The following is a 21,888-nucleotide window of genomic DNA, read 5'->3' on the forward strand; positions in this document are numbered from 1 at the left end:
ACATAATAAAACAGCTACCTTAAAGGTAGCTGTTTTATTTTTTATGCTTCTACAGATTTCTTTTTCTTAGCAGCTCTTTCACGTTCGCTCTTATCAAGAATCTTTTTACGTAAACGAATTGATTCTGGAGTTACTTCACAGAACTCGTCATCGTTTAAGTACTCTAATGACTCTTCTAGAGTCATTAAGCGTGGTTTTTTCATTGTTGAAGTTTGATCTTTCGTTGCAGAACGAATGTTAGTTTGTTGTTTCATTTTCACAACGTTAACTGTTAAGTCGTTCTCACGAGTATGTTCTCCTACGATCATACCAGCATATACTTCTGTACCTGGTTCAACGAAGATTACACCACGGTCTTCAACTTGCATAATGCCGTATTGTGATGCTTTTCCTGTTTCAAGTGAAACTAGAACACCTTGGCGACGTCCACCCACTTGTCCAGCATGTACTGGTTGGTAGCAATCGAATGTATGGTTTAAAATACCGTAACCACGAGTTAATGTTAGGAATTCTGTTGTGTAACCAATTAAACCACGTGCCGGAACCATGAAAGTAAGGCGAACTTGACCGTTTCCGTTATTCACCATATCTAACATTTCACCTTTACGTGCACCCATTGATTCCATAATAGAACCAGTGTATTCTTCAGGAACATCGATTTGTACGCGCTCTACAGGTTCACATCTTACGCCATCGATATCTTTAATAATTACTTCAGGCTTAGATACTTGTAGTTCATAACCTTCACGACGCATGTTTTCAATTAAGATAGATAAATGCAATTCCCCGCGTCCAGATACGATCCATGCATCAGGAGAATCTGTATTATCTACACGTAAACTTACATCTGTTTCTAATTGTGAACGAAGACGCTCTTCAATTTTACGAGATGTAATAAATTTACCTTCACGACCTGCAAATGGGCTGTTATTTACAAGGAATGTCATTTGTAGCGTTGGCTCATCAATACGTAATAATGGTAAAGCCTCTTCATGCTCAACCGGACATACCGTTTCACCTACGTTGATGTCTTCCATACCTGAAACAGCTACTAAATCTCCAGCTTTTGCTTCTTCAATTTCTTGACGTTTTAATCCAATGTAACCGAATAATTTCGTTACGCGGAATTGTTTTACACTTCCGTCAACTTTCATTAAAGCAACTTGTTGTCCAACCTTCATTGTACCGCGGAATACGCGTCCAACTCCAATACGTCCAACGTAGTCGTTGTAATCAAGAAGTGCTACTTGGAATTGAAGTGGCTCTTCGCTGTTATCAACTGGTGCTGGAATATGTTCGATAATTGTATCGAATAATGATTTCATATTCTCTTCTTGATTTGCCGGATTTGAATCCAAGCTTGCTGTTCCGTTCATTGCTGATGCAAATACAACTGGGAACTCTAATTGATCTTCGTTTGCACCAAGTTCGATGAATAAGTCAACTACTTCATCAACTACTTCATCAGGACGAGCGAAGTCACGGTCAATTTTGTTTACAACAACGATTGGAGTTAAGTTTTGCTCAAGAGCTTTCTTTAAAACAAATCGTGTTTGTGGCATACAACCTTCATATGCATCAACAACAAGTAGAACACCATCAACCATTTTCATGATACGTTCTACTTCTCCACCGAAGTCAGCGTGACCTGGTGTATCTAAAATGTTAATTCTTTTATCTTCATAGTGAATCGCTGTATTCTTCGCTAAAATTGTAATACCGCGTTCTCTTTCTAGATCATTTGAATCCATTGCGCGTTCTTCAATATGTTCATTCGCACGGAATGTCCCCGCTTGACGTAATAACTGGTCAACAAGTGTTGTTTTACCATGGTCAACGTGGGCAATAATTGCTATATTACGTAAATCTTGTCGTTTTTTCAACATGTCCAACTCCTAATGTCTTTTTAATCCTTCTCTATTATAAGAGCGAAGGGGATACAATAGCAATTAAAATAAAAGCAAGAATGAAAATATAGTTGTATTCTTACTTTTGTGAAAGTAAAATGAGATTGGAGGGTGAAGAAATGGAACACATTCAATATCGCTTTTTATTAACCGCAATTATCGGTGTTATTTTCTTAATCGGTATCGGCATTATGATTGCTGAAAATAGTCCAATCGGTATTATTATTTGCATTATCGGTACATTTGTTGCAGTTGGATACGGTTTTGTAACAAAAAGAAAAATGCGCAAATCACAATAACGCTAAAAAGTAAGAAGCTTATACATAGCCTCTTACTTTTTTTGTGGCTCTGATATAAAAGATAACACTTCTTCATACACTCCTGGTTTTGCAACTAGCACACTGTTCTTCTCTATGATAGAAAGTGACGCTCCAGAGAATGTCGTTACCTTCCCTCCAACTTCTTCTACAATTATCTGTCCTCCGCCAAAATCCCATGGTGATAATCTCGGCGTTACATATGCATCTATTCTTCCTGTTGCAACGTACACCATCTCTAACGCTGCACAACCATACGATCTCGTGCCCCTTGCTTTCTTAACAAGTGCCATCATACTTTCCATATTAAGCAATGGATTATCTGTAAGCCATATCGCATTTAAAGCTACAATACCTTGCTCTACAGTTCCTTTTTCCAATTGAGGAATTGATATATCATTACAAAAAGCTCCAGATCCCTTGACTGCATGATATAGTTCATCATGTACTGGATCATAAATAAGTCCAATCTTTCCGATACCGTTCTCATAAATCCCAATTGAAATTGCAAAATTTCTTTTTTGATGAACAAAGTTCATCGTGCCGTCAATTGGATCAATTAACCAAACAACCCCGTCAGAAGACGTTATCTCGTCTCCATAACCTTCTTCTCCTAAAATATTATGATTCGGGAATGTTTCTTTAATTTTCCCAATTAAAAACTGTTCTATCTCTCGGTCCATATTTGTAACTAAGTCAGCTGCATTGGATTTTGTTTCTATAATAAGTGCTTTTTTCATGGATGCTATTAAATGCTCTCCTGCATCCCGAATCCACCGTTTGGCGTGTGCATCGATGTCTTTCCATACTTCTTGCATGTTTAAACACTCCGATCTTTACTGTTCACAGAAAAAACGAACCCTTTATAAGGTTCGCACCAACTAATTTTTTATACATATACTATTATTACGCTTCTAAACGAATCATTTCAAGTCTTAACACTTCTAACTTTTGTACACACTCTTCTTTTTTCTGTTTATCATCTTCCATCATCGCATCATATAAAGTTGCTAATTCATAATCTAGCTCCAAACGTAGCACCGGTATTCTCTTTTCGGCATCTGTTCTCTTTAACGCATTAATCACCTGTCTCATATTATTTGCCTCCTCCCAATATTCGTCTGCCCTCGGACTAGAATTAATTAAATTTTCTGATTTTTTGTTTTATACTATACTATGTTGGATAAATCATCTATGCAACAAAATTATATTTTTTTATTTAAATTTTTTTGTGCTGTTTTTTTTATGAATAGTACAAGCTATGCTAAAATAAAAGCAAAATAGGAGTTGGAGGAACAATCATGACAATACAAACATTCAAGTCAACTGATTTTGATGTCTTTACAGTTGATGGTCTCGAAGAACGAATGAGTGCAATTAAAACGAACATTCATCCTAAGCTAGAAGCTTTAGGGGAACAATTTGCAGAATACTTATCCCAACACACTGATGAGAACTTTTTTTATCATGTTGCAAAACACGCACGTCGCAAAGTCAATCCACCAAACGATACTTGGGTTGCTTTTTCAACAAATAAACGAGGATATAAAATGCTACCGCATTTCCAAATCGGCTTATGGGGTACTCATGCCTTCATATACTTTGGTTTAATCTATGAGTGTCCACAAAAAGTTGAGACGGCTCATGCCTTCTTAGAACATTTAAATGATTTAAAAACAAATATTCCAAATGACTTCGTTTGGTCCATTGACCATACTAAACCAAGTGTGAAATTACATAAAACACTTGAAACCGAAGACTTACAAAAGATGATTGAACGACTAGCTACTGTAAAAAAAGCAGAATTATTAGTTGGTATTCATATATCACCAGAGGAGTTTTCAGCAATGACCAACGAACAATTCCTTGCTAAGATTGAATCTACGATGCAATCACTCCTTCCTTTATATGCACTTTGTAATCGATAGTAGAAAACGGACAATTTATATTGTCCGTTTTTAGTTGTTATCACATTATATCACTTCAGTTTTTATTTTTCAAAATATTTTTTACATTTTTACAAACTTTTGTTCTTCGACTTCCTTTGCTCTTTGAATAGCACGATATATAGAGTATCCACTTACTTCTTGAAACTCTTTATCAATTTTCTTTTCTTCTGCTTTCGATGGAACAATCTCTTTAAAACGACGATATAAACCCATTAATTCTTCTCTTATAATTCCTTTTTCATAAGCTTTCTCAATTGCTTCATAAAACTTCACAATAATAACCATTTCCTCATTTGACCAATCATAATCTAACGGATATTGATATTCCATTTCGCACCTCATTTATCATTTCTTCTTGTTTCATTATGCTATCTTAAAGAGAATATTTTATTCTTCATTATAGCCACTCTGCATTATACACTATTTATTCATTTTAATGGAATTGTCTTCCTCTATTCATTAGTTGAGGCTAACTATTAAACATACTCACCTTAAAAATATTTTTTTCTATACATCTATAATTATTGGTGATATAATGCTTTTGTTTTATAGAAAATAAAGTGAAGCTACCATCTCAAAACCGATTTTTTGAATGGCAGAAAAACAAGCCTCATTCTAAAAAAAGAACTTACCTTTTTTAGAGCAGGATTATATAAAACAAATTATACTAAATATTATGAAGAAGAAGGGGTGTATAGATTGTCCCAATACGAAACACCATTGTTTACCGCTTTAGTTGAGCACAGTAAGCGAAATCCAATTCAATTCCATATTCCTGGTCATAAAAAAGGACAGGGCATGGATCCTACATTTCGCGAATTTATTGGGCATAATGCATTAGCAATTGATTTAATTAATATTGCGCCACTCGATGATTTACATCATCCAAAAGGTATGATTAAAGAAGCACAGGATTTAGCAGCCGCTGCATTCGGTGCAGATCATACTTTCTTTTCTATTCAAGGTACAAGTGGCGCTATTATGACAATGGTGATGAGCGTTTGCGGTCCTGGTGACAAAATCCTAGTACCACGAAACGTGCATAAATCAGTAATGTCAGCTATTATTTTCTCAGGTGCAAAACCGATTTTCATGCATCCTGAAATCGATCCGAAACTCGGTATTTCTCATGGAATCACAATTCAATCTGTCAAAAAAGCACTTGAAGAGCACTCAGATGCAAAGGGCTTACTTGTTATTAACCCAACGTACTTTGGATTTGCTGCAGACTTAGAACAGATTGTACAATTAGCACATTCTTATGACATCCCTGTACTAGTCGACGAGGCTCATGGTGTTCATATTCATTTTCACGATGAATTGCCGATGTCAGCGATGCAAGCTGGTGCAGACATGGCAGCAACAAGTGTTCACAAATTAGGAGGCTCTTTAACTCAAAGTTCTATTCTTAATGTGAAAGAAGGCTTGGTGAATGTAAAACATGTCCAATCTATTATTAGCATGCTTACAACTACATCAACTTCTTACATCTTGTTAGCATCACTTGATGTTGCGAGAAAACGTCTTGCTACAGAAGGAACAGCACTCATAGAACAAACAATACAATTAGCTGAACATGTTCGTGATGCTATAAATTCTATTGAGCATCTTTACTGTCCTGGAAAAGAAATGTTAGGTACAGATGCTACCTTTAACTATGATCCTACAAAGATAATTGTATCTGTAAAAGATTTAGGTATTACCGGCCACCAAGCTGAAGTATGGCTTAGAGAGCAATATAACATTGAAGTAGAACTCTCAGATCTATACAACATACTATGTCTTATCACTTTAGGAGACACAGAAAGTGATACAAATACACTTATTGCAGCATTACAAGATTTAGCAGCAACATTTAGAAATAGGGCAGATAAAGGTGTTCAAGTACAAGTAGAGATTCCAGAAATTCCAGTGCTAGCACTTTCTCCTCGAGATGCTTTTTATTCGGAAACAGAAGTCATTCCATTTGAAAATGCAGCGGGTCGTATTATAGCTGATTTTGTTATGGTTTATCCGCCAGGGATTCCAATCTTTACTCCGGGGGAAATTATTACACAAGAAAACTTAGAGTATATTCGTAAAAACTTAGAAGCAGGTTTACCTGTACAAGGTCCTGAAGATATGACATTACAAACATTACGTGTTATTAAAGAGTACAAGCCTATCAGTTGATAGGCTTTTTTTTCACCTTTTTTCCTTTTCTTCATACGATACTAAAGAATGTAACGTATAGGTGGGGATACTATTATGATTGTAATAGGCCGTTCTATTGTACATCCTTATATTACAAATGAATATGAGCCATTTGCAGCAGAGAAACAACAAATTTTATCAATAATGGCAGGAAATCAAGAAGTTTATTCCTTCCGAACAGCTGATGAACTCAGCTTTGATCTCAATTTACGAGTTAATATTATTATCTCTGCACTAGAACTTTTTCAAAGTGGATTTCAGTTTCGCACATTTCAACAATCCTTTTGCAACCCCCAGTATTGGAAAAGAACATCCCTTGGAGGATTCGAGCTTCTTCCAAACATACCACCTTCTATTGCCATACAAGATATTTTCAAAAACGGAAAACTATATGGAACTGAATGCGCAACCGCTATGATCATTATTTTTTATAAAGCTTTATTATCATTGTATGAGGAAGAAACTTTCAATCGTCTATTTGCAAACCTTTTACTTTATACATGGGACTACGATCAAGATCTAAGACTCATAACAAAAAACGGTGGCGATCTTGTTCCAGGTGACCTCGTTTACTTTAAAAACCCACAAGTGAATCCAGCTACGATTGAGTGGCAAGGAGAAAACACAATCTATTTAGGAAATTTCTTTTTTTACGGACATGGCGTAGGTGTAAAAACAAAAGAAGAAATTATTTATTCATTAAATGAACGACGAGTCCCTTACGCTTTTATTTCAGCTTTTTTGACCGATACTATTACCCGTATAGATAGCCGTATAATGAGCCAATACGCTTCTTCTAGTACACCACAGACATCCATAAGCTTTATTCCAATTAGAGATGATGCAATCGTTGCAACAGTTGGCCATACAACTACAATTTATTAAAAAAGCGCCTACACATGTAGGCGCTTTTTCTTATTATTAAGCTTTTGTATGTTCTTTATGGTCACATTCGCAATGAGATCCACATTTCCCGTATAGTACTGTTGATTTTTCATCTTCAAAATGTCCAATTGTTCCTTCACATACTTGGCATACGATTGTTCCCATTTTCATTTCCCCCTGAGTTTTAATAGTAATCTATTTATCTATCATTAAGCTTTCGCATTATCTTTTCTAGCACAGTCACAATTTGTTCCACATTTTCCGTAAAGTACTGTCGTTTTCTCATCTTCAAAATGTCCGATTGTTCCTTCACATACTTGGCATACGATTGTTCCCATTTTTCATTTCCCCCTAAGTTTATGGTCCTAAAAACTTTTAGCTGTCCATTTCCTATCAATTATTGGGCTTTTGTATGCTCTGTGTGATCACATCCGCAAGATCCACATTTCCCGTAAAGTACCGTTACTTTCTCATCTTCGAAGTGTGCAATTGTACCTTCACAATCTTGACATACGATTGTTCCCATTTTTCATTTCCCCCTAAGTTTATAATCCCAAAAACTTTTTTGTAACCGCTTAACTTTCTGTCTTTATTTTAATATGTTATACTTTTTACGTCAATAGGTTTTTAGTATAACACATTAAATATTTTAAATTTTAATTAGTATGCGATATTCAAATAAAAAACAGCCATATTTATAAGTACGACTGTTTCACATTAATTATTCTTCATATTCCGCATGTAAAGAAGTTGACGGAACTAGAAATTTGAAAAACTGAGCTAACTCCTTCGCTTCCTCTTCTGATCCTAATTTAAAAATCTCCTGTATATATTGAACATTCTCTACATCATCTCTTCCGAGTAAAGTAGACCTTCCTGTTTGCATACAAACAATGAGCGGTTTTCCAAAAAACATATTTGTATAAATAACACCAAAATCATAACGTGTATCATGTGTCATAAACCCTAAAAATCGTACCTTCACACTTTCATGCTCATCATACAATTTTTCAAACATTGGTTTCCACCTTTCTACATCACGTTTCATTAATAGTATATTAAACAAAACATGTAATACTCCTTTTAATTGTCAAAAAATTCAGTAGGATGTAGAATGATAGTATTCTACTAAGTTAGGGGGAACTTATATGCAACACGCCTTTATTACGCTTGTACCAAAATCCAACCAACAATCTGTTTCAATAGATGATATAAAACAACTTTTTCATTATTATAAAACAGTTACTTCTAAAACTGGTGCCCAAATTAATTACACGTATACAAATACCGCTTTTCCTTATGAAATTTTAGATACATCTACAACAACATTAAAACTTCAATCTAATCACGACCGGTATGACTCAATTTATATTGGTGTTGGTATAGAAAATGAACAATTTTTCATCCAAGTTTCTTTACCACCTAATGCAACATATGGTGACAAAGGGAAAGCAAATGAATTTTGCCGTTTTTTAGCGAAGAAATTAGAAGGAGAGTTACAATTATTTAATGGAAGAACAATGTATTTTTATAAACGTTAATTTAAAAAATAAATAATACGATTAAAAATAGTATACAATTCGAACATGTAAGAAATAACGCTTGCTTTCTTACGTGTAATACAAAATACGCTATTACATAGGCTAAATACAGGAATACGAAAAAAAGAATAACTTTATAATGAAACTTATCACCATTCGATAATGTTAATACAGTGGAAAAGCCACTCCATAGTAGTAAATGATAAAATATAACATGTAATATTTTCATGGAACCTTCTCCTTTGACATGCTCTATTTTATTAATATATGGGGTTAAGTTTGAATCAATTACATATTATAGGATGATATATATTACCTTTGAAGTAAGTTACGCCTAAATCATTTGTTAAAGTATTATATATTCATTCGACAAGTACGTTTAAAGACCTTGCAAGTCATTTGATGAAAATAAAAATAGCCCCTCTCTTACAATAAGAGAGGGGCTATTTACATTACTTAAATTATTTTACAATGTGAATTGGCATTCCAAGAGCAACTTCAGCTGCTTCCATTGTGATTTCACCTAATGTTGGGTGAGCATGGATTGTTTGAGCGATATCTTCAGCTGTCATTCCAGCTTCGATAGCTAAACCAATCTCAGAGATAATATCAGAAGCACCTGCACCTGCAACTTGAGCACCTACAAGAAGACCATCTTCTTTACGTGTTACAAGTTGTAGGAAACCGTCAGTGCTGTTTAATGATAATGCACGACCGTTAGCAGCGAATGGGAACTTAGATACAGTTACAGTCATTCCAGCTTCTTCAGCTTGTTTTTTAGTGTAACCAACAGATGCTAATTCTGGATCAGTGAAGCATACTGCAGGAATTCCGATGTAATCGATAGCTGATGCATGGCCACTAATTGCTTCTACAGCTACTTTACCTTCGTAAGAAGCTTTGTGAGCTAATGGTGGTCCAGGAACGATATCACCGATTGCATAGATGTTTGGTACATTTGTACGACATTGCTCATCGATTTCGATGATGCCGCGGTCAGTCATTTTAACTCCAACTTGCTCAAGACCGATTTCTTGAGTGTTTGGACGACGACCTACAGTTACTAATACGTAATCTGCTTCTACAGTTTGGATTTCACCTTTAACTTCAAAGCTAACTTTTACGCCAGTTTCTGTTTCTTCAACGCCTTTAGCCATAGCTTTTGTATGGATATTTACGTTACCTTTTTTCTGTAGAGCACGTTTAACAACAGAGCTCATAGCTTTTTCGAAACCAGCTAAGATTTCGTCGCCAGCTTCTACTACAGTAACTTCTGTACCGAAGTTAGCATATGCAGTACCTAATTCCATACCGATGTAACCGCCGCCGATTACAACAAGTTTTTTAGGAATTTCAGGTAAGCTTAAAGCACCTGTAGAGTTGATAACACGTTTAGAGTATTTGAATCCTGGAATTTCGATTGGTGTAGAACCAGTTGCAAGAACAGCATTTTTAAACGTATAAGTTTGAGCTGCATCTTCAGTCATAACGCGTAATGTATTAGCATCTACGAAGTAAGCTTCACCGCGAATGATTTCAACTTTGTTACCTTTAAGAAGGCCTTCAACACCGCCAGTTAATTTCTTAACTACGCCGTTTTTCCATTCTTGAACTTTTGTAAAGTCAACTTTTACGTTCTCTGCAGTGATACCCATGTCATCAGAATGCATTGCATTCTCATAACGATGACCTGCATTGATTAACGCTTTTGAAGGAATACATCCAACGTTTAAGCATACGCCACCAAGGTTAGCTTTTTCAATGATTGCTACCTTTTGACCTAATTGTGCTGCACGAATTGCCGCAACGTATCCACCAGGACCTGCACCAACAACGACTGTATCTAATTCAATTGGGAAATCTCCTACTACCATTGTTATTACGCCTCCATTACTAATAATTGTGGGTCATTCAATAGACGTTTAATTTGGTTTAACGCTTTTTGAGCAGTTGCGCCGTCAATTAAACGATGGTCAAAGCTTAGAGATAATGCTAATACTGGAGCTGCAACGATCTCACCATTTTTCACAACTGGTTTTTCAGCGATACGGCCGATACCAAGGATTGCTACTTCTGGGTGATTGATAACTGGAGTGAACCATTGTCCACCTGCAGAACCAATGTTTGTAATTGTGCAAGAAGCACCTTTCATTTCAGTTGGAGCTAGACGACCTTCACGTGCTTTACCAGCAAGATCATTGATCTCGTTAGAAATAGTGAAGATAGACTTACGATCTGTATCTTTAACAACTGGTACTAATAGACCTTTGTCTGTATCAGCTGCGATACCGATGTTGAAGTAATGTTTATGAACTACTTCTTGAGATGCATCGTCTAAAGAAGTGTTTAACATTGGGTATTCACGTAATGCAGATGTTAAAGCTTTAACAACGTATGGAAGGTAAGTTAATTTAATACCTTTGTCAGCTGCTACTGCTTTGAACTTCTTACGGTGAGCAACAAGCTCAGTTACATCAACTTCATCCATTAATGTTACGTGAGGAGCTGTGTGTTTAGAGTTAACCATTGCTTTCGCAATCGCTTTACGGATACCACTCATTTTCTCACGAGTTTCTGGATATTCACCAGCTGGAATTGGTTGTGCTTTTGGTGCTTCTTCTTTCGCTGCTGCTGGAGTAGCTTCTACTGCTGCTGGAGCCTCAGTTGCTGCTACAGTTTGTCCACCATTTGCAAATGCATCGATGTCAGCTTTTACGATACGGCCGTTCTTACCAGTACCAGCTACTTTATGAATGTCTACACCTTTTTCACGAGCGTATTTACGAACAGATGGCATAGCGATTACGCGCTCATTTACTACTTCTGCAGTTGCTGCTGGAGTAGCTTCCGCTGCTGGAGCTTCTACTGCTGCTTCTTCAGCTTTTGGAGCTTCATCATGATCGTCACCTTTAAATTTAAGGTTTTCGTATCCAGGAGCATCAAATTTAATTAATGTATCTCCTACGATTGCAACTGTTCCTTCTTCTACAAGTACTTCAAGTACTTTACCTTTAACAGGAGAAGGGATTTCTACTACTGCTTTATCATTTTGTACTTCAAGAAGTACATCGTCTTCATTTACTTCATCGCCTGGTTTAATAAACCATTTTACGATTTCACCTTCGTGGATACCTTCACCGATATCTGGTAGTTTAAATTCAAATGCCACGGAATTCAGCCCCCTGATTCATTTCATTATTATGGAATATGTACAAAAGAAACCAGCATGTGCTGATTTCTTTTGCACATGAAAAACTAAAAATTAGAAGTTCATTACTTTGTTTACAGCTTCAACAATATCCTTGTGGTTTGGTAACCATACGCTCTCTGCTTGAGAGAATGGGAATACTGTATCAGCAGCTGCAACACGTACAACTGGAGCTTCTAAGTTTAAGATTGCACGGTCGTTAATTTCCGCTACAACGTTAGCTGCAATACCAGCTTGTTTTTGAGCTTCTTGAACTACAACTACGCGACCTGTTTTTTCAACAGAAGCGATGATTGTTTCGATATCTAATGGTTGAACTGTACGTAAGTCAACAACCTCTAAAGAGATACCTTCTTTTTCAAGTTCTTCAGCAGCTTTTAATGCAGCGTGAACCATAGCACCGTAAGCGATAACAGATACATCTGTACCTTCACGTTTGATATCAGCTTTACCTAAATCAATTGTGTATTCGCCTTCTGGTACATCTTGACGGAATGAACGGTACAATTTCATATGCTCTAAGTAGATAACTGGATCGTTGTCACGAATCGCAGAGATTAAAAGACCTTTAGCATCGTATGGAGTAGATGGAATAACAACTTTTAGACCAGGTTGTTGAGCCACTAATCCTTCTAAGCTATCAGCATGTAGTTCAGGAGTATGAACACCACCACCGAATGGAGAACGAACTGTTACTGGAGCAGTCCAACGTCCACCAGAACGGTAACGCATACGAGCCAATTGACCAGAAATTGAATCCATTACTTCAAAAACGAAACCGAAGAATTGGATTTCTGGAACTGGACGGAATCCTTCAAGTGCAAGACCAACTGCAAGTCCACCAATACCAGACTCTGCAAGTGGAGTATCCATTACACGATCTTCACCAAATTCAGCTTGTAAACCTTCAGTAGCACGGAATACACCACCGTTTACACCAACGTCTTCACCAAATACAAGTACGTTAGGATCATTTTTCATTTCAACGCGTAAAGCATCAGTGATTGCTTGAATCATTGTCATTTGAGCCATGGCTTACTTCGACTCCTTTTCTTTGTAAATTTCATATTGTTCAGCTAAGTTGTAAGGCATTTTTTCGTACATGATTTCCATTAAATCAGTTACTTTTTGTTTTGGAGCTTGGTCAGCCTTAGCAATTGCTTGTTTGATATCTTCTTTTGCTTCTTCGATTACTGTCTCTTCAACTTCTTGAGACCATAGGCCTTTAGCTTCTAAGAACTTACGGAAGCGTACGATTGGGTCTTTTTGTTCCCATTCGTTTTCGATATCTTTTGTACGGTAACGAGTTGGGTCATCACCAGCCATTGTATGTGGACCGTAACGGAATGTTAAAGTCTCGATTAAAGTAGGGCCTTCGCCATTTACTGCGCGCTCACGAGCGAAAGCAGTTGCTGCGTATACAGCTAATGGATCCATACCGTCTACTTGAATTCCGTAAATACCTGCTGCTACTGCTTTTTGTGCTACAGTTTTAGCTGCAGATTGCTTTTCTACTGGAGTAGAAATTGCATAACGGTTGTTTTGAACAACGAAGATTGCTGGAGCTTTGAATGCACCTGCAAAGTTCATACCTTCGTAGAAGTCACCTTGTGAAGCACCACCGTCACCAGTGTAAGTAATTGCAACAGATTTTTTACCACGTAGTTTCATACCTAACGCAACACCAGCAGTTTGGATGATTTGCGCACCGATAATGATTTGTGGAGCTAATGCATTTACATTCTCAGGCATTTGGTTACCCATAAAGTGTCCACGAGAGAATAAGAATGCTTGGTATAATGGTAATCCGTGCCATACTAATTGTGGTACATCACGGTACCCTGGTAAGATGAAGTCTTCTGCTTCAAGTGCGAAATGACTCGCTAATTGAGAAGCTTCTTGTCCAGCTGTAGGTGCGTAGAAACCTAAACGTCCTTGACGGTTTAAAGAAATAGAACGTTGATCTAATACGCGTGTATACACCATACGACGCATTAATTCTTTTAATTGATCATCAGATAATTCAGGCATAGCTGCTTCATTCACAACTTCACCGTTTTCATTTAAAATTTGTAATGTTTCAAATTGAGCTGCGATAGCTTTCATTTGCTCATCAACATTAAATAGGGTCTTTTTTGTTTTAGTACCCATTCCGTTCACCTCTTCCTCTCTTGAACCATATTCTGAAACGCTTTCACTGGCTATTTTCCAGTTTAAAAAGCGCAACGATGTAAACCAACATGTTTGTCTGTCGGTTGAGAATAATTTTGTGTACCTAACAATCTGTACTAATGTTTTTTCAGAAACATATTAATACAATCTTGATCACGTTTTTTAGTTTACAACTATTCTAATTACGATGTCAATTACTTTGAATACGTTTTTTTATAAATAATATGCAGGTTTCTACTACACAAACGTGTTTTTATTTTTTACATCTGTATTAGTAAGCATTGACCTACTGTTATATTATTCCCTTTTTCACTTATTTTTTCTCTTAGAATAATATGTAAACGATTTAATTCTCTTTAGTTTTTCTCTCTTCGTAACAAAAATATACAAACTACTCTTCCTTTTTTAGGTAAATACCTATACATTTCCACCCCCTCTTCCATACATTATAGTAACCGCAGTATTAGCGGGAAATGATAAAGGAGGTCATCTCATGTACGGATACTCATATTGCTATCCAACTTGTTCATATCCTTCCTACGGTTATGGCGGTTCTTGTGGCGGGTCTGGACGCGGCTTCGCCTTAATCGTTGTGTTGTTTATTCTTTTAATTATCGTTGGTGCTGCTTGCATTCGCTAATGTAAAACGAAACAACTATGGAAAGAAAAAGACGGCTTTGCCGTCTTTTTCTGTTTATCACATACATAACTACTCTATAATAGAACGATTTCCAAAATGCCTACCCTTTCTTGCCGATGACTTTTTCCCTCTCCTTTGGTAGACTAAAGAGGAAAGGAGAGATTACATATGCTTACAATGAAAGATGTTATTCGCGAAGGAGATCCTATTTTGCGCGACGTTGCAGAAGAGGTGTCATTACCGGCAAGCGAAGAAGATACAACTACCTTAAAAGAAATGATTGAATTCGTAATAAATAGCCAAGATCCTGAAATGGCTGAAAAATATAGTTTACGCCCTGGAATCGGATTAGCGGCTCCGCAAATCGGTGTTTCCAAAAAAATGATTGCAGTTCATGTAACCGATGCGGATGGTACATTATATAGCCATGCATTATTCAATCCAAAAATCATTAGCCATTCTGTTGAACGTACATATTTACAGGGTGGTGAAGGCTGTCTATCTGTAGACCGCGAAGTACCTGGTTATGTTCCTCGTTATACAAGAATTACAGTAAAAGCAACTTCTATTAACGGCGAAGAAGTAAAATTGCGTTTAAAAGGTTTACCAGCAATCGTATTCCAACACGAGATTGACCATTTAAATGGCGTTATGTTCTATGACCATATCAATAAAGAAAATCCTTTTGCCGCTCCTGATGATTCCAAACCTCTAGAGCGATAATAATAAAGAGGCGGAAGATTAACTTCCGCCTCTTTATTATGAAATGGGTTCCATATTCACTTATAGCAATCCAGCCCACTTTAGTCCATGATATATACCGTCTTCACTAACATCCTTTGTCACATGATTTGCAAGTTTTTTCAAGTCTTCATGGCCATTTCCCATCACAATACCTGTGCCAACGGCTTCAATCATTTCTAAATCATTTAAACCATCTCCAAATGCATACACTTGATCACGATTAAAACCTAACTTTTCAATGTATTTCTCAATTCCTTTTGCCTTAGAACCACCATTCGGAATGATATCCATTGAATATGCATGCCAACGAATAAAATGAAAATCTGGATAATGATTAATAAACTTTTCCTCTTCATTTACTTCACAAAAAAGTAGTGTTTGATAAATATTACGTTCCTCATAAAAATTAGGCTCATATGCTGGATGCTCAAAGTTTAAGCTTCCAAAGCCTTCTTTCACATAATCATGATATTCCACTGATGCTCTCATATCTTGATGGTCAAGATATACAAGTGGATATCCTTCTTGTTTTGCAAACTGAGTAAACTTATGTAAAGCATCTGGATGTAACGGATTATTAAATATTACCTCATCTTCAAAGACAACGTATTGTCCATTAAAACTAACATAATTATGTATATCAAGTTCCTTACGAATATCTTCGAACATAAATGGCGCGCGCCCTGTCGCAATTGCTACATGTACACCTTTTTCTTGTAACTGTTTTACTGCATCTCGTGTAGATTGTGGAATTTTTTTATCATGATCTAATAATGTTCCATCAATATCAAAAAAGACAATTTTATCATTCATTTGTCAAAATCCTTTCTGGCACTCTATATTCCTATTTTGAATATCACTTTTCAAATTCTAAAAAAAAGTATAACATATTAAACATCTGTGAAGAAAGCGTTCCCTTTCTGACCTTATTTGTAAACTTTGCATATATATATTAGTAAAACATGTGGATACTTGTTCGGATGAATTTTCTTTTCCATTCTTCCTCATACTATACCTATAACTAACGGCTACTAATCGTTACTATAGAATAACTTTCACTGTATGGGAAAGGACAAGACTCACCATTCACTTTTGTCCTATCTCTTATATCAGAGATAGAATTCTCACTAGTAATATGCATGTTTAAAATAAGGAAAGGAAGGAGTAATCATGCTGAAGAAGCTGAAGAAAAAGCTCAAGCGTTATTTAAACGGTCTAGTCCGTAAAAAGACAATCGCTTAAATTGTGCCCATTTCGGGCTTTTTCTTCATTCTCATTCGAAAAAACATGAAAATCGTGACTGTTTGCTTTATAATAAGTAACAGATAATGCAAAACATAGACAAGGAGAGGTTTTCCAAATGATTTTTAAAGTATTTTATCAAGAAAAATTAACTGAGGTTCCAGTACGTGAAAATACAAAAGTTTTATATTTAGAGGCTACGTCTGAAAAGGATGTTCGTACAAAATTAAATAAGTTCGCATATAATATCGAGTTTGTTCAGTCTGTTACTGGCGCTCATCTTGAATATGAAAAAGAAAACGCTGATTTAACATTAGCGGAAATCGTATAGCGATATGAAATTTCTAAAAAACGACCAAGTTGCTGTATTTGCTCTCGGTGGGCTTGGTGAAATCGGTAAAAATACATACGCTGTTCAATTTCAAGATGAAATTATTATAATTGATGCTGGAATTAAATTTCCAGAGGACGAACTTCTCGGAATCGATTATGTAATACCAGACTACACTTATTTTGTGCGAAACGAAGATAAAATTAAAGGGTTATTCATTACACATGGTCACGAAGATCATATCGGCGGAATCCCTTACCTATTACGTCAAGTGAACATCCCGATTTACGGCGGAAAATTAGCAATTGCACTCATCAAAAACAAATTGGAAGAACACGGCTTACTTCGTAAAGCAAAACTTTACGAAATTCAAGAAGATGACGTTATTAAATTCAAAAAAACGTCTGTATCCTTCTTCCGTACAACTCACAGTATTCCAGATTCGTACGGCGTTGTTGTGAAAACACCTCAAGGTCAAGTTGTTCATACAGGTGATTTCAAATTTGATTTCACACCAGTTGGTGAACCAGCTGATTTAACAAAAATGGCTGAAATCGGTAAAGATGGCGTGCTATGTCTATTATCTGATAGTACGAACAGTGAAGTTCCAAACTTTACTATGTCTGAGCGTCGCGTTGGTGATAGCATTCAAGACATTTTCCGTAAAGTAGACGGACGGATTATATTCGCAACCTTTGCATCAAATATTCACCGCTTACAACAAGTTATTGAAGCTGCTGTTGAAAACAACCGTAAAGTAGCTGTGTTTGGTCGAAGTATGGAAGCAGCGATTGAAATCGGACAAAACCTTGGTTATATTCGTTGCCCGAAAGATACATTCATAGATGCATCTCAACTAAACCGCTTACCAGCTAATAAAGTTGTTATTTTATGTACAGGTAGTCAAGGTGAACCGATGGCAGCACTTTCACGTATTGCAAACGGTACACACCGCCAAATTCAAATTATTCCTGGAGATACAGTTGTTTTCTCTTCTTCACCAATTCCAGGAAATACAATTAGCGTAAGTCGTACAATTAACATGTTGTACCGCGCTGGCGCTGATGTAATTCACGGGAAACTTTCAAATATCCATACAAGTGGACACGGTGGACAAGAAGAACAAAAGTTAATGTTACGTCTAATTAAACCGAAGTACTTCATGCCAATTCATGGTGAATATCGTATGCAGCGTATGCACATGAACATAGCAAATGATTGTGGTATCCCTGAAGAAAATTGCTTCATTATGGATAATGGCGATGTTCTTGCTTTACGTTCTGATGAAGCTAGCGTAGCTGGAAAAATCCCATCTGGTTCGGTCTACATTGATGGAAACGGTATTGGGGATATCGGCAATATCGTATTACGAGATCGTCGTATCCTTTCTGAAGAAGGACTTGTAATTGTAGTTGTAAGCATTGATATGAAAGAATTTAAAGTTGCAGCAGGACCTGATATCATCTCACGCGGTTTCGTTTACATGCGTGAAAGCAGCGATTTAATCAATGATGCACAAACATTAATTACAACTCATTTAGAAAAAGTAATGGAGCGTAAAACAACACAATGGTCTGAAATTAAAAATGAAATTACAGACACATTAGCTCCATTCCTATATGAGAAAACGAAACGCCGTCCAATGATTTTACCAATCATTATGGAAATATAAGAAAAAGGACAATGCTATGAAGGCATTGTCCTTTTCTCTTATCTTAAAAAGTGTTTAAATCGATCCACTTCATCGTCATGACCAATGACAATTAATATATCTCCTGCTTGAATATTCTCCGTAGCCCGAGGGGATACGATAACTTCTTTACCTCGTTTAATTGCTACAATATTCAATCCAAACTTCGCACGAATATCTAATTCAATTAAAGAGTGCCCATCAATTTTTTTATTCGCAATAATCTCTACAATACTATGCTCATCTGAAAGCTCAAGGTAGTCTAACACATTGCTTGATGCAATATTATTAGCAATCCTTTTTCCCATATCACGTTCTGGATGCACAATATGATCTGCACCTATTTTACTTAACACTTTTTCATGATAATCATTTTGAGCTTTTACAGTAATATTTTTTACACCCAATTCTTTCAAAATCAAAGTAGTTAGAATACTTGAATTTAAATTATCTCCAATAGCAACGACTACGTGATCAAAATTTCGAATACCAAGGCTTTTTAATACCATCTCATCTGTTGAATCTGCAATTACAGCATGCGAAGCTATATTTGCAAATTCATTAATTTTATCCTCATCTGAGTCGATTGCCATTACTTCCATACCTAATTGAGCTAGTTCTCGGCAAATACTTCCACCAAAGCGACCAAGTCCAATGACAGCAAATTCTTTTTCTTTCTCACCCACAGGAATTCCTCCAATAACTTCAAGTACTATTTATTTTCAGTGTAACACACTTTATATGCGTCACAAAAACTGTAATTAGCTCTTATTTTTGTTTTTGTATATAAAAATATTGTTGCAAGTAAAAAGCGATACCAACAAGTAACATAGCAAATACAAATATATTTCCAAACGAACTAAATGTTTCAAAAACGAATAATAATGTTTCTTGACCAAAAAAGGCAAATAGAAGCTGTATGAATGCAAATAACAACGCCCATATGTAATGATGTTGATGGAATAAATAATGCGTTGCACCTAAAAAAGCAATAAACGAAAAGATAAAGATCCACCAATTTTCTAAAAATAGTTGCCAACTAGAAAATTGATATCCATTTACTAATATCGCAATAAGCGCGATAACTGCCATCGTCGGCACACTCCAAAATAATGCCCGTCCTCTAAAGAAACGAGTGCCTTTAACATCACCTTTTTCATGTGCAATATATGTTAGTACTACTGTGCTTATATACAAAACAGAAAGAATTGTTAAAACGATAATAAGCCAAAAATGTAATTGATAATATTCATGTTCTATATTTGTCACGATTGCAGCTAACATGCATGGAATTAACATTCCCGTCCAACCATCTACTTTTCTTTCATTCCAAAAGACCGTATTACCAATCCTTATTCCTAACAACATAAAAATAATGATACCTAATACAAATAACGTAGTTTTATTCCCTACTAAACTCGTTGAGAAAGCAATTAATCCAATAAATAAAAAGAGCACAAACCCATTCATAATTTCTAGTACAGGTGATAAATATCTCTTCACCCATTTGTATGTTTCGTCATATTCATTATTATCGACTAAACGATAGGCATAAAAACTTATCCCAAAATAAACCGCCGCAATAATAACATACGCATATAAGACGAAACATAAAATCGCACTGCTAATTTGCACGTAATTCCCCACCCTTTTTTCTATGTTTCACATTGATTTTACACACTTTTCATACTAAAAGTAAACATATATAAGTTAGTCAAATAATTAATAATGAGCAGTGGCTAAAAACCCCCTGCTCATTATTAAAACAGTCCAATTAACTTTATTCTTTCATTTGTATGTAAATGTCTAAAATCACTCTATACGAGCGTTACTTACACCTCATAACAAAAAGTTTTTTGGAACCTTCAATAAAGCGGAAGTTTTATTTTCTATTCCCTTTCCACTTTACATATTGGCTTAAAAATGTAATTGCCTTTTCAATCACTTCTTCGTCTGGTTTTAATTTTGCATGATGTAAACCATATTCTGAATTTACTCCAAGCCAAAACATAAATCCAGGGATTTCTCGAAGCATATAACCAAAATCTTCACCTGTCATTGCCTCAGTACATGTAATAACATTCATATCTGTTTGTTTATGTACAAATTGCATAAACTCTCTTGTTAACTCTTCATGATTATATACTTGATGATACATTGCTCCGTAATCTATAATCGCCTCACACTGGAAAGAAGCTTCGATACCTGCAACAATTGCCTCAATTCTGCTTTTCACACGCTTCATTGATTCCACTGATAATGTTCGAATCGTTCCTTCTAAACGAGATTTTTCTGCAATAATATTTTGAACCGTACCACCTGTAATTTTCCCGATTGTAATTACTGCACTATCAAGAGGATTTACATTGCGACTAATAACGGATTGAAGCTGTGTAACAAGATGACTCGCTGCAACAATCATATCATTTGCAGTATGCGGATAGGCAGCATGGCCACCTTTCCCTTTTAAATCAATATATAATTCTGAAGTATTAGCAAATAACAGTCCTTCTTTCGTTGCAATTGTCCCTACAGCGTATTCTGGTGCAATATGAAGACCAAGAATTATATTTGGTTTCCATTCTTTTAACTCTTCACTTTCTAACATAGGAAGAGCACCGCCTGGTCCTTCTTCTGCTGGCTGGAATAGAAATACAAGGTCATCATCTATTCTTTCGCTCACAGCTTTCGTTAGAAGGCCTAAACCGATTGTTGTATGTACATCGTGGCCACATGCATGCATCATTCCTTCATGAATAGAAGCAAACTCATATCCAGTTTCCTCTGTAATTGGCAGACCATCTATATCTGCACGATAACCTATTATTTTTTCTGGATTTTTTCCATTTACTTTAACGATTACACCCGTTTTCCATGTCTTCACTTCCACAAATTCAAGAGAAAGTGTTCCTATATAATCTAAAATATACTGTTGTGTTTTCCATTCCTTAAATCCAATTTCCGGAATTCTATGTAGATCTCTACGAATTTGGACAAATTTGCTTACTGTCATTTTTGCACCTCTATCTATAAAAAGCGTAAGAGCCCATTTACGCTCTTACGCTTTTT

General features: G+C 36.0%; 26 protein-coding genes. 9 read left to right on the forward strand and 17 right to left on the reverse strand.

Annotation, left to right across the window (positions count from 1 at the left end; translation table 11 throughout):
• Window positions 1-41: 41 nt before the first annotated feature.
• Window positions 42-1,886 carry a translational GTPase TypA gene (gene typA, locus BUA87_RS20410; RefSeq protein ID WP_000914752.1) on the reverse strand — a complete coding sequence of 615 codons (1,845 nt, stop codon included), beginning with the start codon at window positions 1,884-1,886 and terminating at the stop codon, window positions 42-44.
• 140 nt (window positions 1,887-2,026) lie between these two features.
• On the opposite strand from typA, the gene BUA87_RS20415 reads away from it, so the two are divergent.
• Window positions 2,027-2,206 carry a DUF5325 family protein gene (locus tag BUA87_RS20415; protein ID WP_000400123.1) on the forward strand — a complete coding sequence of 60 codons (180 nt, stop codon included), beginning with the start codon at window positions 2,027-2,029 and terminating at the stop codon, window positions 2,204-2,206.
• 32 nt (window positions 2,207-2,238) lie between these two features.
• On the opposite strand, the gene BUA87_RS20420 is transcribed toward BUA87_RS20415, so the two are convergent.
• Window positions 2,239-3,042 carry an inositol monophosphatase family protein gene (locus BUA87_RS20420; RefSeq protein ID WP_072940550.1) on the reverse strand — a complete coding sequence of 268 codons (804 nt, stop codon included), beginning with the start codon at window positions 3,040-3,042 and terminating at the stop codon, window positions 2,239-2,241.
• An 88-nt stretch (window positions 3,043-3,130) separates the two neighbouring features.
• Window positions 3,131-3,319: a hypothetical protein gene (locus BUA87_RS20425; RefSeq protein WP_001250164.1), complete on the reverse strand. Its 189-nt coding sequence runs from the start codon at window positions 3,317-3,319 to the stop codon at window positions 3,131-3,133.
• A 206-nt stretch (window positions 3,320-3,525) separates the two neighbouring features.
• Between BUA87_RS20425 and BUA87_RS20430 the strand changes: the two genes are divergently transcribed.
• The gene (locus BUA87_RS20430; protein ID WP_000155318.1) at window positions 3,526-4,152 is read left to right on the forward strand and encodes a YktB family protein; all 627 of its coding nucleotides are present in this window, start codon (window positions 3,526-3,528) and stop codon (window positions 4,150-4,152) included.
• A gap of 81 nt (window positions 4,153-4,233) precedes the next feature.
• Here BUA87_RS20430 and BUA87_RS20435 read toward each other — a convergent pair whose 3' ends face one another.
• On the reverse strand, window positions 4,234-4,503 hold the full coding sequence (locus BUA87_RS20435; RefSeq protein ID WP_072940553.1) for a UPF0223 family protein: 270 nt from the start codon (window positions 4,501-4,503) through the stop codon (window positions 4,234-4,236).
• Between the two features lie 369 nt (window positions 4,504-4,872).
• Here BUA87_RS20435 and speA point away from each other — a divergent pair, with 369 nt between their 5' ends.
• Complete coding sequence (gene speA / locus BUA87_RS20440) at window positions 4,873-6,345, forward strand: arginine decarboxylase (RefSeq protein WP_000084899.1); 1,473 nt, start codon at window positions 4,873-4,875, stop codon at window positions 6,343-6,345.
• 75 nt (window positions 6,346-6,420) lie between these two features.
• Window positions 6,421-7,251, forward strand: a complete 831-nt coding sequence (locus BUA87_RS20445) for a protein-glutamine gamma-glutamyltransferase (protein ID WP_000635337.1) — start codon at window positions 6,421-6,423, stop codon at window positions 7,249-7,251.
• A gap of 36 nt (window positions 7,252-7,287) precedes the next feature.
• Here the strand turns inward: BUA87_RS20445 and BUA87_RS20450 are convergent, their stop codons facing one another.
• From BUA87_RS20450 to BUA87_RS20465, 4 genes are all read right to left on the reverse strand, one after another.
• Window positions 7,288-7,416 (reverse strand): GapA-binding peptide SR1P, encoded by a 129-nt coding sequence (locus BUA87_RS20450; protein ID WP_000536796.1) that lies wholly within the window; start codon window positions 7,414-7,416, stop codon window positions 7,288-7,290.
• 44 nt (window positions 7,417-7,460) lie between these two features.
• Window positions 7,461-7,589: a GapA-binding peptide SR1P gene (locus BUA87_RS20455; protein ID WP_000536803.1), complete on the reverse strand. Its 129-nt coding sequence runs from the start codon at window positions 7,587-7,589 to the stop codon at window positions 7,461-7,463.
• A 59-nt stretch (window positions 7,590-7,648) separates the two neighbouring features.
• Entirely contained in the window at window positions 7,649-7,777 is a 129-nt protein-coding gene (locus BUA87_RS20460) for a GapA-binding peptide SR1P (protein ID WP_000536778.1), read from the reverse strand.
• Between the two features lie 195 nt (window positions 7,778-7,972).
• Window positions 7,973-8,269, reverse strand: coding sequence for a DUF3055 domain-containing protein (locus BUA87_RS20465; RefSeq protein WP_000462038.1), 297 nt, complete (start codon window positions 8,267-8,269; stop codon window positions 7,973-7,975).
• Window positions 8,270-8,399: 130 nt separating this feature from the next.
• On the opposite strand from BUA87_RS20465, the gene BUA87_RS20470 reads away from it, so the two are divergent.
• Window positions 8,400-8,792 carry a DUF1885 family protein gene (locus tag BUA87_RS20470; protein WP_001163297.1) on the forward strand — a complete coding sequence of 131 codons (393 nt, stop codon included), beginning with the start codon at window positions 8,400-8,402 and terminating at the stop codon, window positions 8,790-8,792.
• Window position 8,793: 1 nt separating this feature from the next.
• Here the strand turns inward: BUA87_RS20470 and BUA87_RS20475 are convergent, their stop codons facing one another.
• The 5 genes from BUA87_RS20475 to pdhA form a co-directional block, all read right to left on the reverse strand.
• Window positions 8,794-9,021 (reverse strand): hypothetical protein, encoded by a 228-nt coding sequence (locus BUA87_RS20475; protein WP_000697470.1) that lies wholly within the window; start codon window positions 9,019-9,021, stop codon window positions 8,794-8,796.
• Between the two features lie 232 nt (window positions 9,022-9,253).
• Entirely contained in the window at window positions 9,254-10,666 is a 1,413-nt protein-coding gene (gene lpdA / locus BUA87_RS20480) for a dihydrolipoyl dehydrogenase (protein ID WP_000260104.1), read from the reverse strand.
• 5 nt (window positions 10,667-10,671) lie between these two features.
• Window positions 10,672-11,961 (reverse strand): pyruvate dehydrogenase complex dihydrolipoyllysine-residue acetyltransferase, encoded by a 1,290-nt coding sequence (gene pdhC, locus BUA87_RS20485; protein ID WP_000863420.1) that lies wholly within the window; start codon window positions 11,959-11,961, stop codon window positions 10,672-10,674.
• Between the two features lie 93 nt (window positions 11,962-12,054).
• Window positions 12,055-13,032 (reverse strand): pyruvate dehydrogenase complex E1 component subunit beta, encoded by a 978-nt coding sequence (gene pdhB / locus BUA87_RS20490; protein ID WP_000068163.1) that lies wholly within the window; start codon window positions 13,030-13,032, stop codon window positions 12,055-12,057.
• 3 nt (window positions 13,033-13,035) lie between these two features.
• On the reverse strand, window positions 13,036-14,151 hold the full coding sequence (gene pdhA / locus BUA87_RS20495) for a pyruvate dehydrogenase E1 component subunit alpha (protein WP_000536895.1): 1,116 nt from the start codon (window positions 14,149-14,151) through the stop codon (window positions 13,036-13,038).
• A 514-nt stretch (window positions 14,152-14,665) separates the two neighbouring features.
• On the opposite strand from pdhA, the gene BUA87_RS20500 reads away from it, so the two are divergent.
• Window positions 14,666-14,812: a YjcZ family sporulation protein gene (locus BUA87_RS20500; RefSeq protein ID WP_000274562.1), complete on the forward strand. Its 147-nt coding sequence runs from the start codon at window positions 14,666-14,668 to the stop codon at window positions 14,810-14,812.
• A gap of 168 nt (window positions 14,813-14,980) precedes the next feature.
• On the forward strand, window positions 14,981-15,535 hold the full coding sequence (gene def / locus BUA87_RS20505) for a peptide deformylase (protein ID WP_000957039.1): 555 nt from the start codon (window positions 14,981-14,983) through the stop codon (window positions 15,533-15,535).
• Window positions 15,536-15,595: 60 nt separating this feature from the next.
• Here the strand turns inward: def and BUA87_RS20510 are convergent, their stop codons facing one another.
• Entirely contained in the window at window positions 15,596-16,369 is a 774-nt protein-coding gene (locus BUA87_RS20510; RefSeq protein WP_000998269.1) for a Cof-type HAD-IIB family hydrolase, read from the reverse strand.
• 547 nt (window positions 16,370-16,916) lie between these two features.
• On the opposite strand from BUA87_RS20510, the gene BUA87_RS20520 reads away from it, so the two are divergent.
• Together BUA87_RS20520 and rnjA are read left to right on the forward strand one after the other, a co-directional pair.
• Window positions 16,917-17,129, forward strand: coding sequence for a DNA-dependent RNA polymerase subunit epsilon (locus BUA87_RS20520; protein ID WP_000576435.1), 213 nt, complete (start codon window positions 16,917-16,919; stop codon window positions 17,127-17,129).
• A 4-nt stretch (window positions 17,130-17,133) separates the two neighbouring features.
• On the forward strand, window positions 17,134-18,801 hold the full coding sequence (gene rnjA, locus BUA87_RS20525) for a ribonuclease J1 (protein ID WP_000670375.1): 1,668 nt from the start codon (window positions 17,134-17,136) through the stop codon (window positions 18,799-18,801).
• 38 nt (window positions 18,802-18,839) lie between these two features.
• Here the strand turns inward: rnjA and BUA87_RS20530 are convergent, their stop codons facing one another.
• The 3 genes from BUA87_RS20530 to BUA87_RS20540 form a co-directional block, all read right to left on the reverse strand.
• A complete protein-coding gene (locus BUA87_RS20530; protein ID WP_000504032.1) occupies window positions 18,840-19,505 on the reverse strand; it encodes a potassium channel family protein in 666 nt (221 codons plus the stop codon).
• 82 nt (window positions 19,506-19,587) lie between these two features.
• Complete coding sequence (locus tag BUA87_RS20535; RefSeq protein WP_001167322.1) at window positions 19,588-20,454, reverse strand: hypothetical protein; 867 nt, start codon at window positions 20,452-20,454, stop codon at window positions 19,588-19,590.
• Window positions 20,455-20,701: 247 nt separating this feature from the next.
• The gene (locus BUA87_RS20540) at window positions 20,702-21,832 is read right to left on the reverse strand and encodes an N-acetyldiaminopimelate deacetylase (RefSeq protein WP_000218677.1); all 1,131 of its coding nucleotides are present in this window, start codon (window positions 21,830-21,832) and stop codon (window positions 20,702-20,704) included.
• Window positions 21,833-21,888: the final 56 nt, after the last annotated feature.

Source organism: Bacillus sp. bc15 (genome assembly GCF_900142585.1).
Classification (GTDB): domain Bacteria; phylum Bacillota; class Bacilli; order Bacillales; family Bacillaceae_G; genus Bacillus_A; species Bacillus_A cereus.

Coding starts and splice junctions, on each gene's coding strand:
- BUA87_RS20460 (WP_000536778.1), bottom strand. CDS start 7,777: ATGGGAACAATCGTATGTCAAGATTGTGAAGGTACAATTGCACACTTC.
- BUA87_RS20540 (WP_000218677.1), bottom strand. CDS start 21,832: ATGACAGTAAGCAAATTTGTCCAAATTCGTAGAGATCTACATAGAATT.
- BUA87_RS20435 (WP_072940553.1), bottom strand. CDS start 4,503: ATGGAATATCAATATCCGTTAGATTATGATTGGTCAAATGAGGAAATG.
- BUA87_RS20420 (WP_072940550.1), bottom strand. CDS start 3,042: ATGCAAGAAGTATGGAAAGACATCGATGCACACGCCAAACGGTGGATT.
- BUA87_RS20455 (WP_000536803.1), bottom strand. CDS start 7,589: ATGGGAACAATCGTATGCCAAGTATGTGAAGGAACAATCGGACATTTT.
- lpdA (WP_000260104.1), bottom strand. CDS start 10,666: ATGGTAGTAGGAGATTTCCCAATTGAATTAGATACAGTCGTTGTTGGT.
- BUA87_RS20510 (WP_000998269.1), bottom strand. CDS start 16,369: ATGAATGATAAAATTGTCTTTTTTGATATTGATGGAACATTATTAGAT.
- BUA87_RS20520 (WP_000576435.1), top strand. CDS start 16,917: ATGATTTTTAAAGTATTTTATCAAGAAAAATTAACTGAGGTTCCAGTA.
- rnjA (WP_000670375.1), top strand. CDS start 17,134: ATGAAATTTCTAAAAAACGACCAAGTTGCTGTATTTGCTCTCGGTGGG.
- def (WP_000957039.1), top strand. CDS start 14,981: ATGCTTACAATGAAAGATGTTATTCGCGAAGGAGATCCTATTTTGCGC.
- BUA87_RS20470 (WP_001163297.1), top strand. CDS start 8,400: ATGCAACACGCCTTTATTACGCTTGTACCAAAATCCAACCAACAATCT.
- pdhB (WP_000068163.1), bottom strand. CDS start 13,032: ATGGCTCAAATGACAATGATTCAAGCAATCACTGATGCTTTACGCGTT.
- BUA87_RS20445 (WP_000635337.1), top strand. CDS start 6,421: ATGATTGTAATAGGCCGTTCTATTGTACATCCTTATATTACAAATGAA.
- pdhA (WP_000536895.1), bottom strand. CDS start 14,151: ATGGGTACTAAAACAAAAAAGACCCTATTTAATGTTGATGAGCAAATG.
- BUA87_RS20450 (WP_000536796.1), bottom strand. CDS start 7,416: ATGGGAACAATCGTATGCCAAGTATGTGAAGGAACAATTGGACATTTT.
- BUA87_RS20500 (WP_000274562.1), top strand. CDS start 14,666: ATGTACGGATACTCATATTGCTATCCAACTTGTTCATATCCTTCCTAC.
- BUA87_RS20475 (WP_000697470.1), bottom strand. CDS start 9,021: ATGAAAATATTACATGTTATATTTTATCATTTACTACTATGGAGTGGC.
- BUA87_RS20430 (WP_000155318.1), top strand. CDS start 3,526: ATGACAATACAAACATTCAAGTCAACTGATTTTGATGTCTTTACAGTT.
- typA (WP_000914752.1), bottom strand. CDS start 1,886: ATGTTGAAAAAACGACAAGATTTACGTAATATAGCAATTATTGCCCAC.
- BUA87_RS20415 (WP_000400123.1), top strand. CDS start 2,027: ATGGAACACATTCAATATCGCTTTTTATTAACCGCAATTATCGGTGTT.
- BUA87_RS20425 (WP_001250164.1), bottom strand. CDS start 3,319: ATGAGACAGGTGATTAATGCGTTAAAGAGAACAGATGCCGAAAAGAGA.
- BUA87_RS20465 (WP_000462038.1), bottom strand. CDS start 8,269: ATGTTTGAAAAATTGTATGATGAGCATGAAAGTGTGAAGGTACGATTT.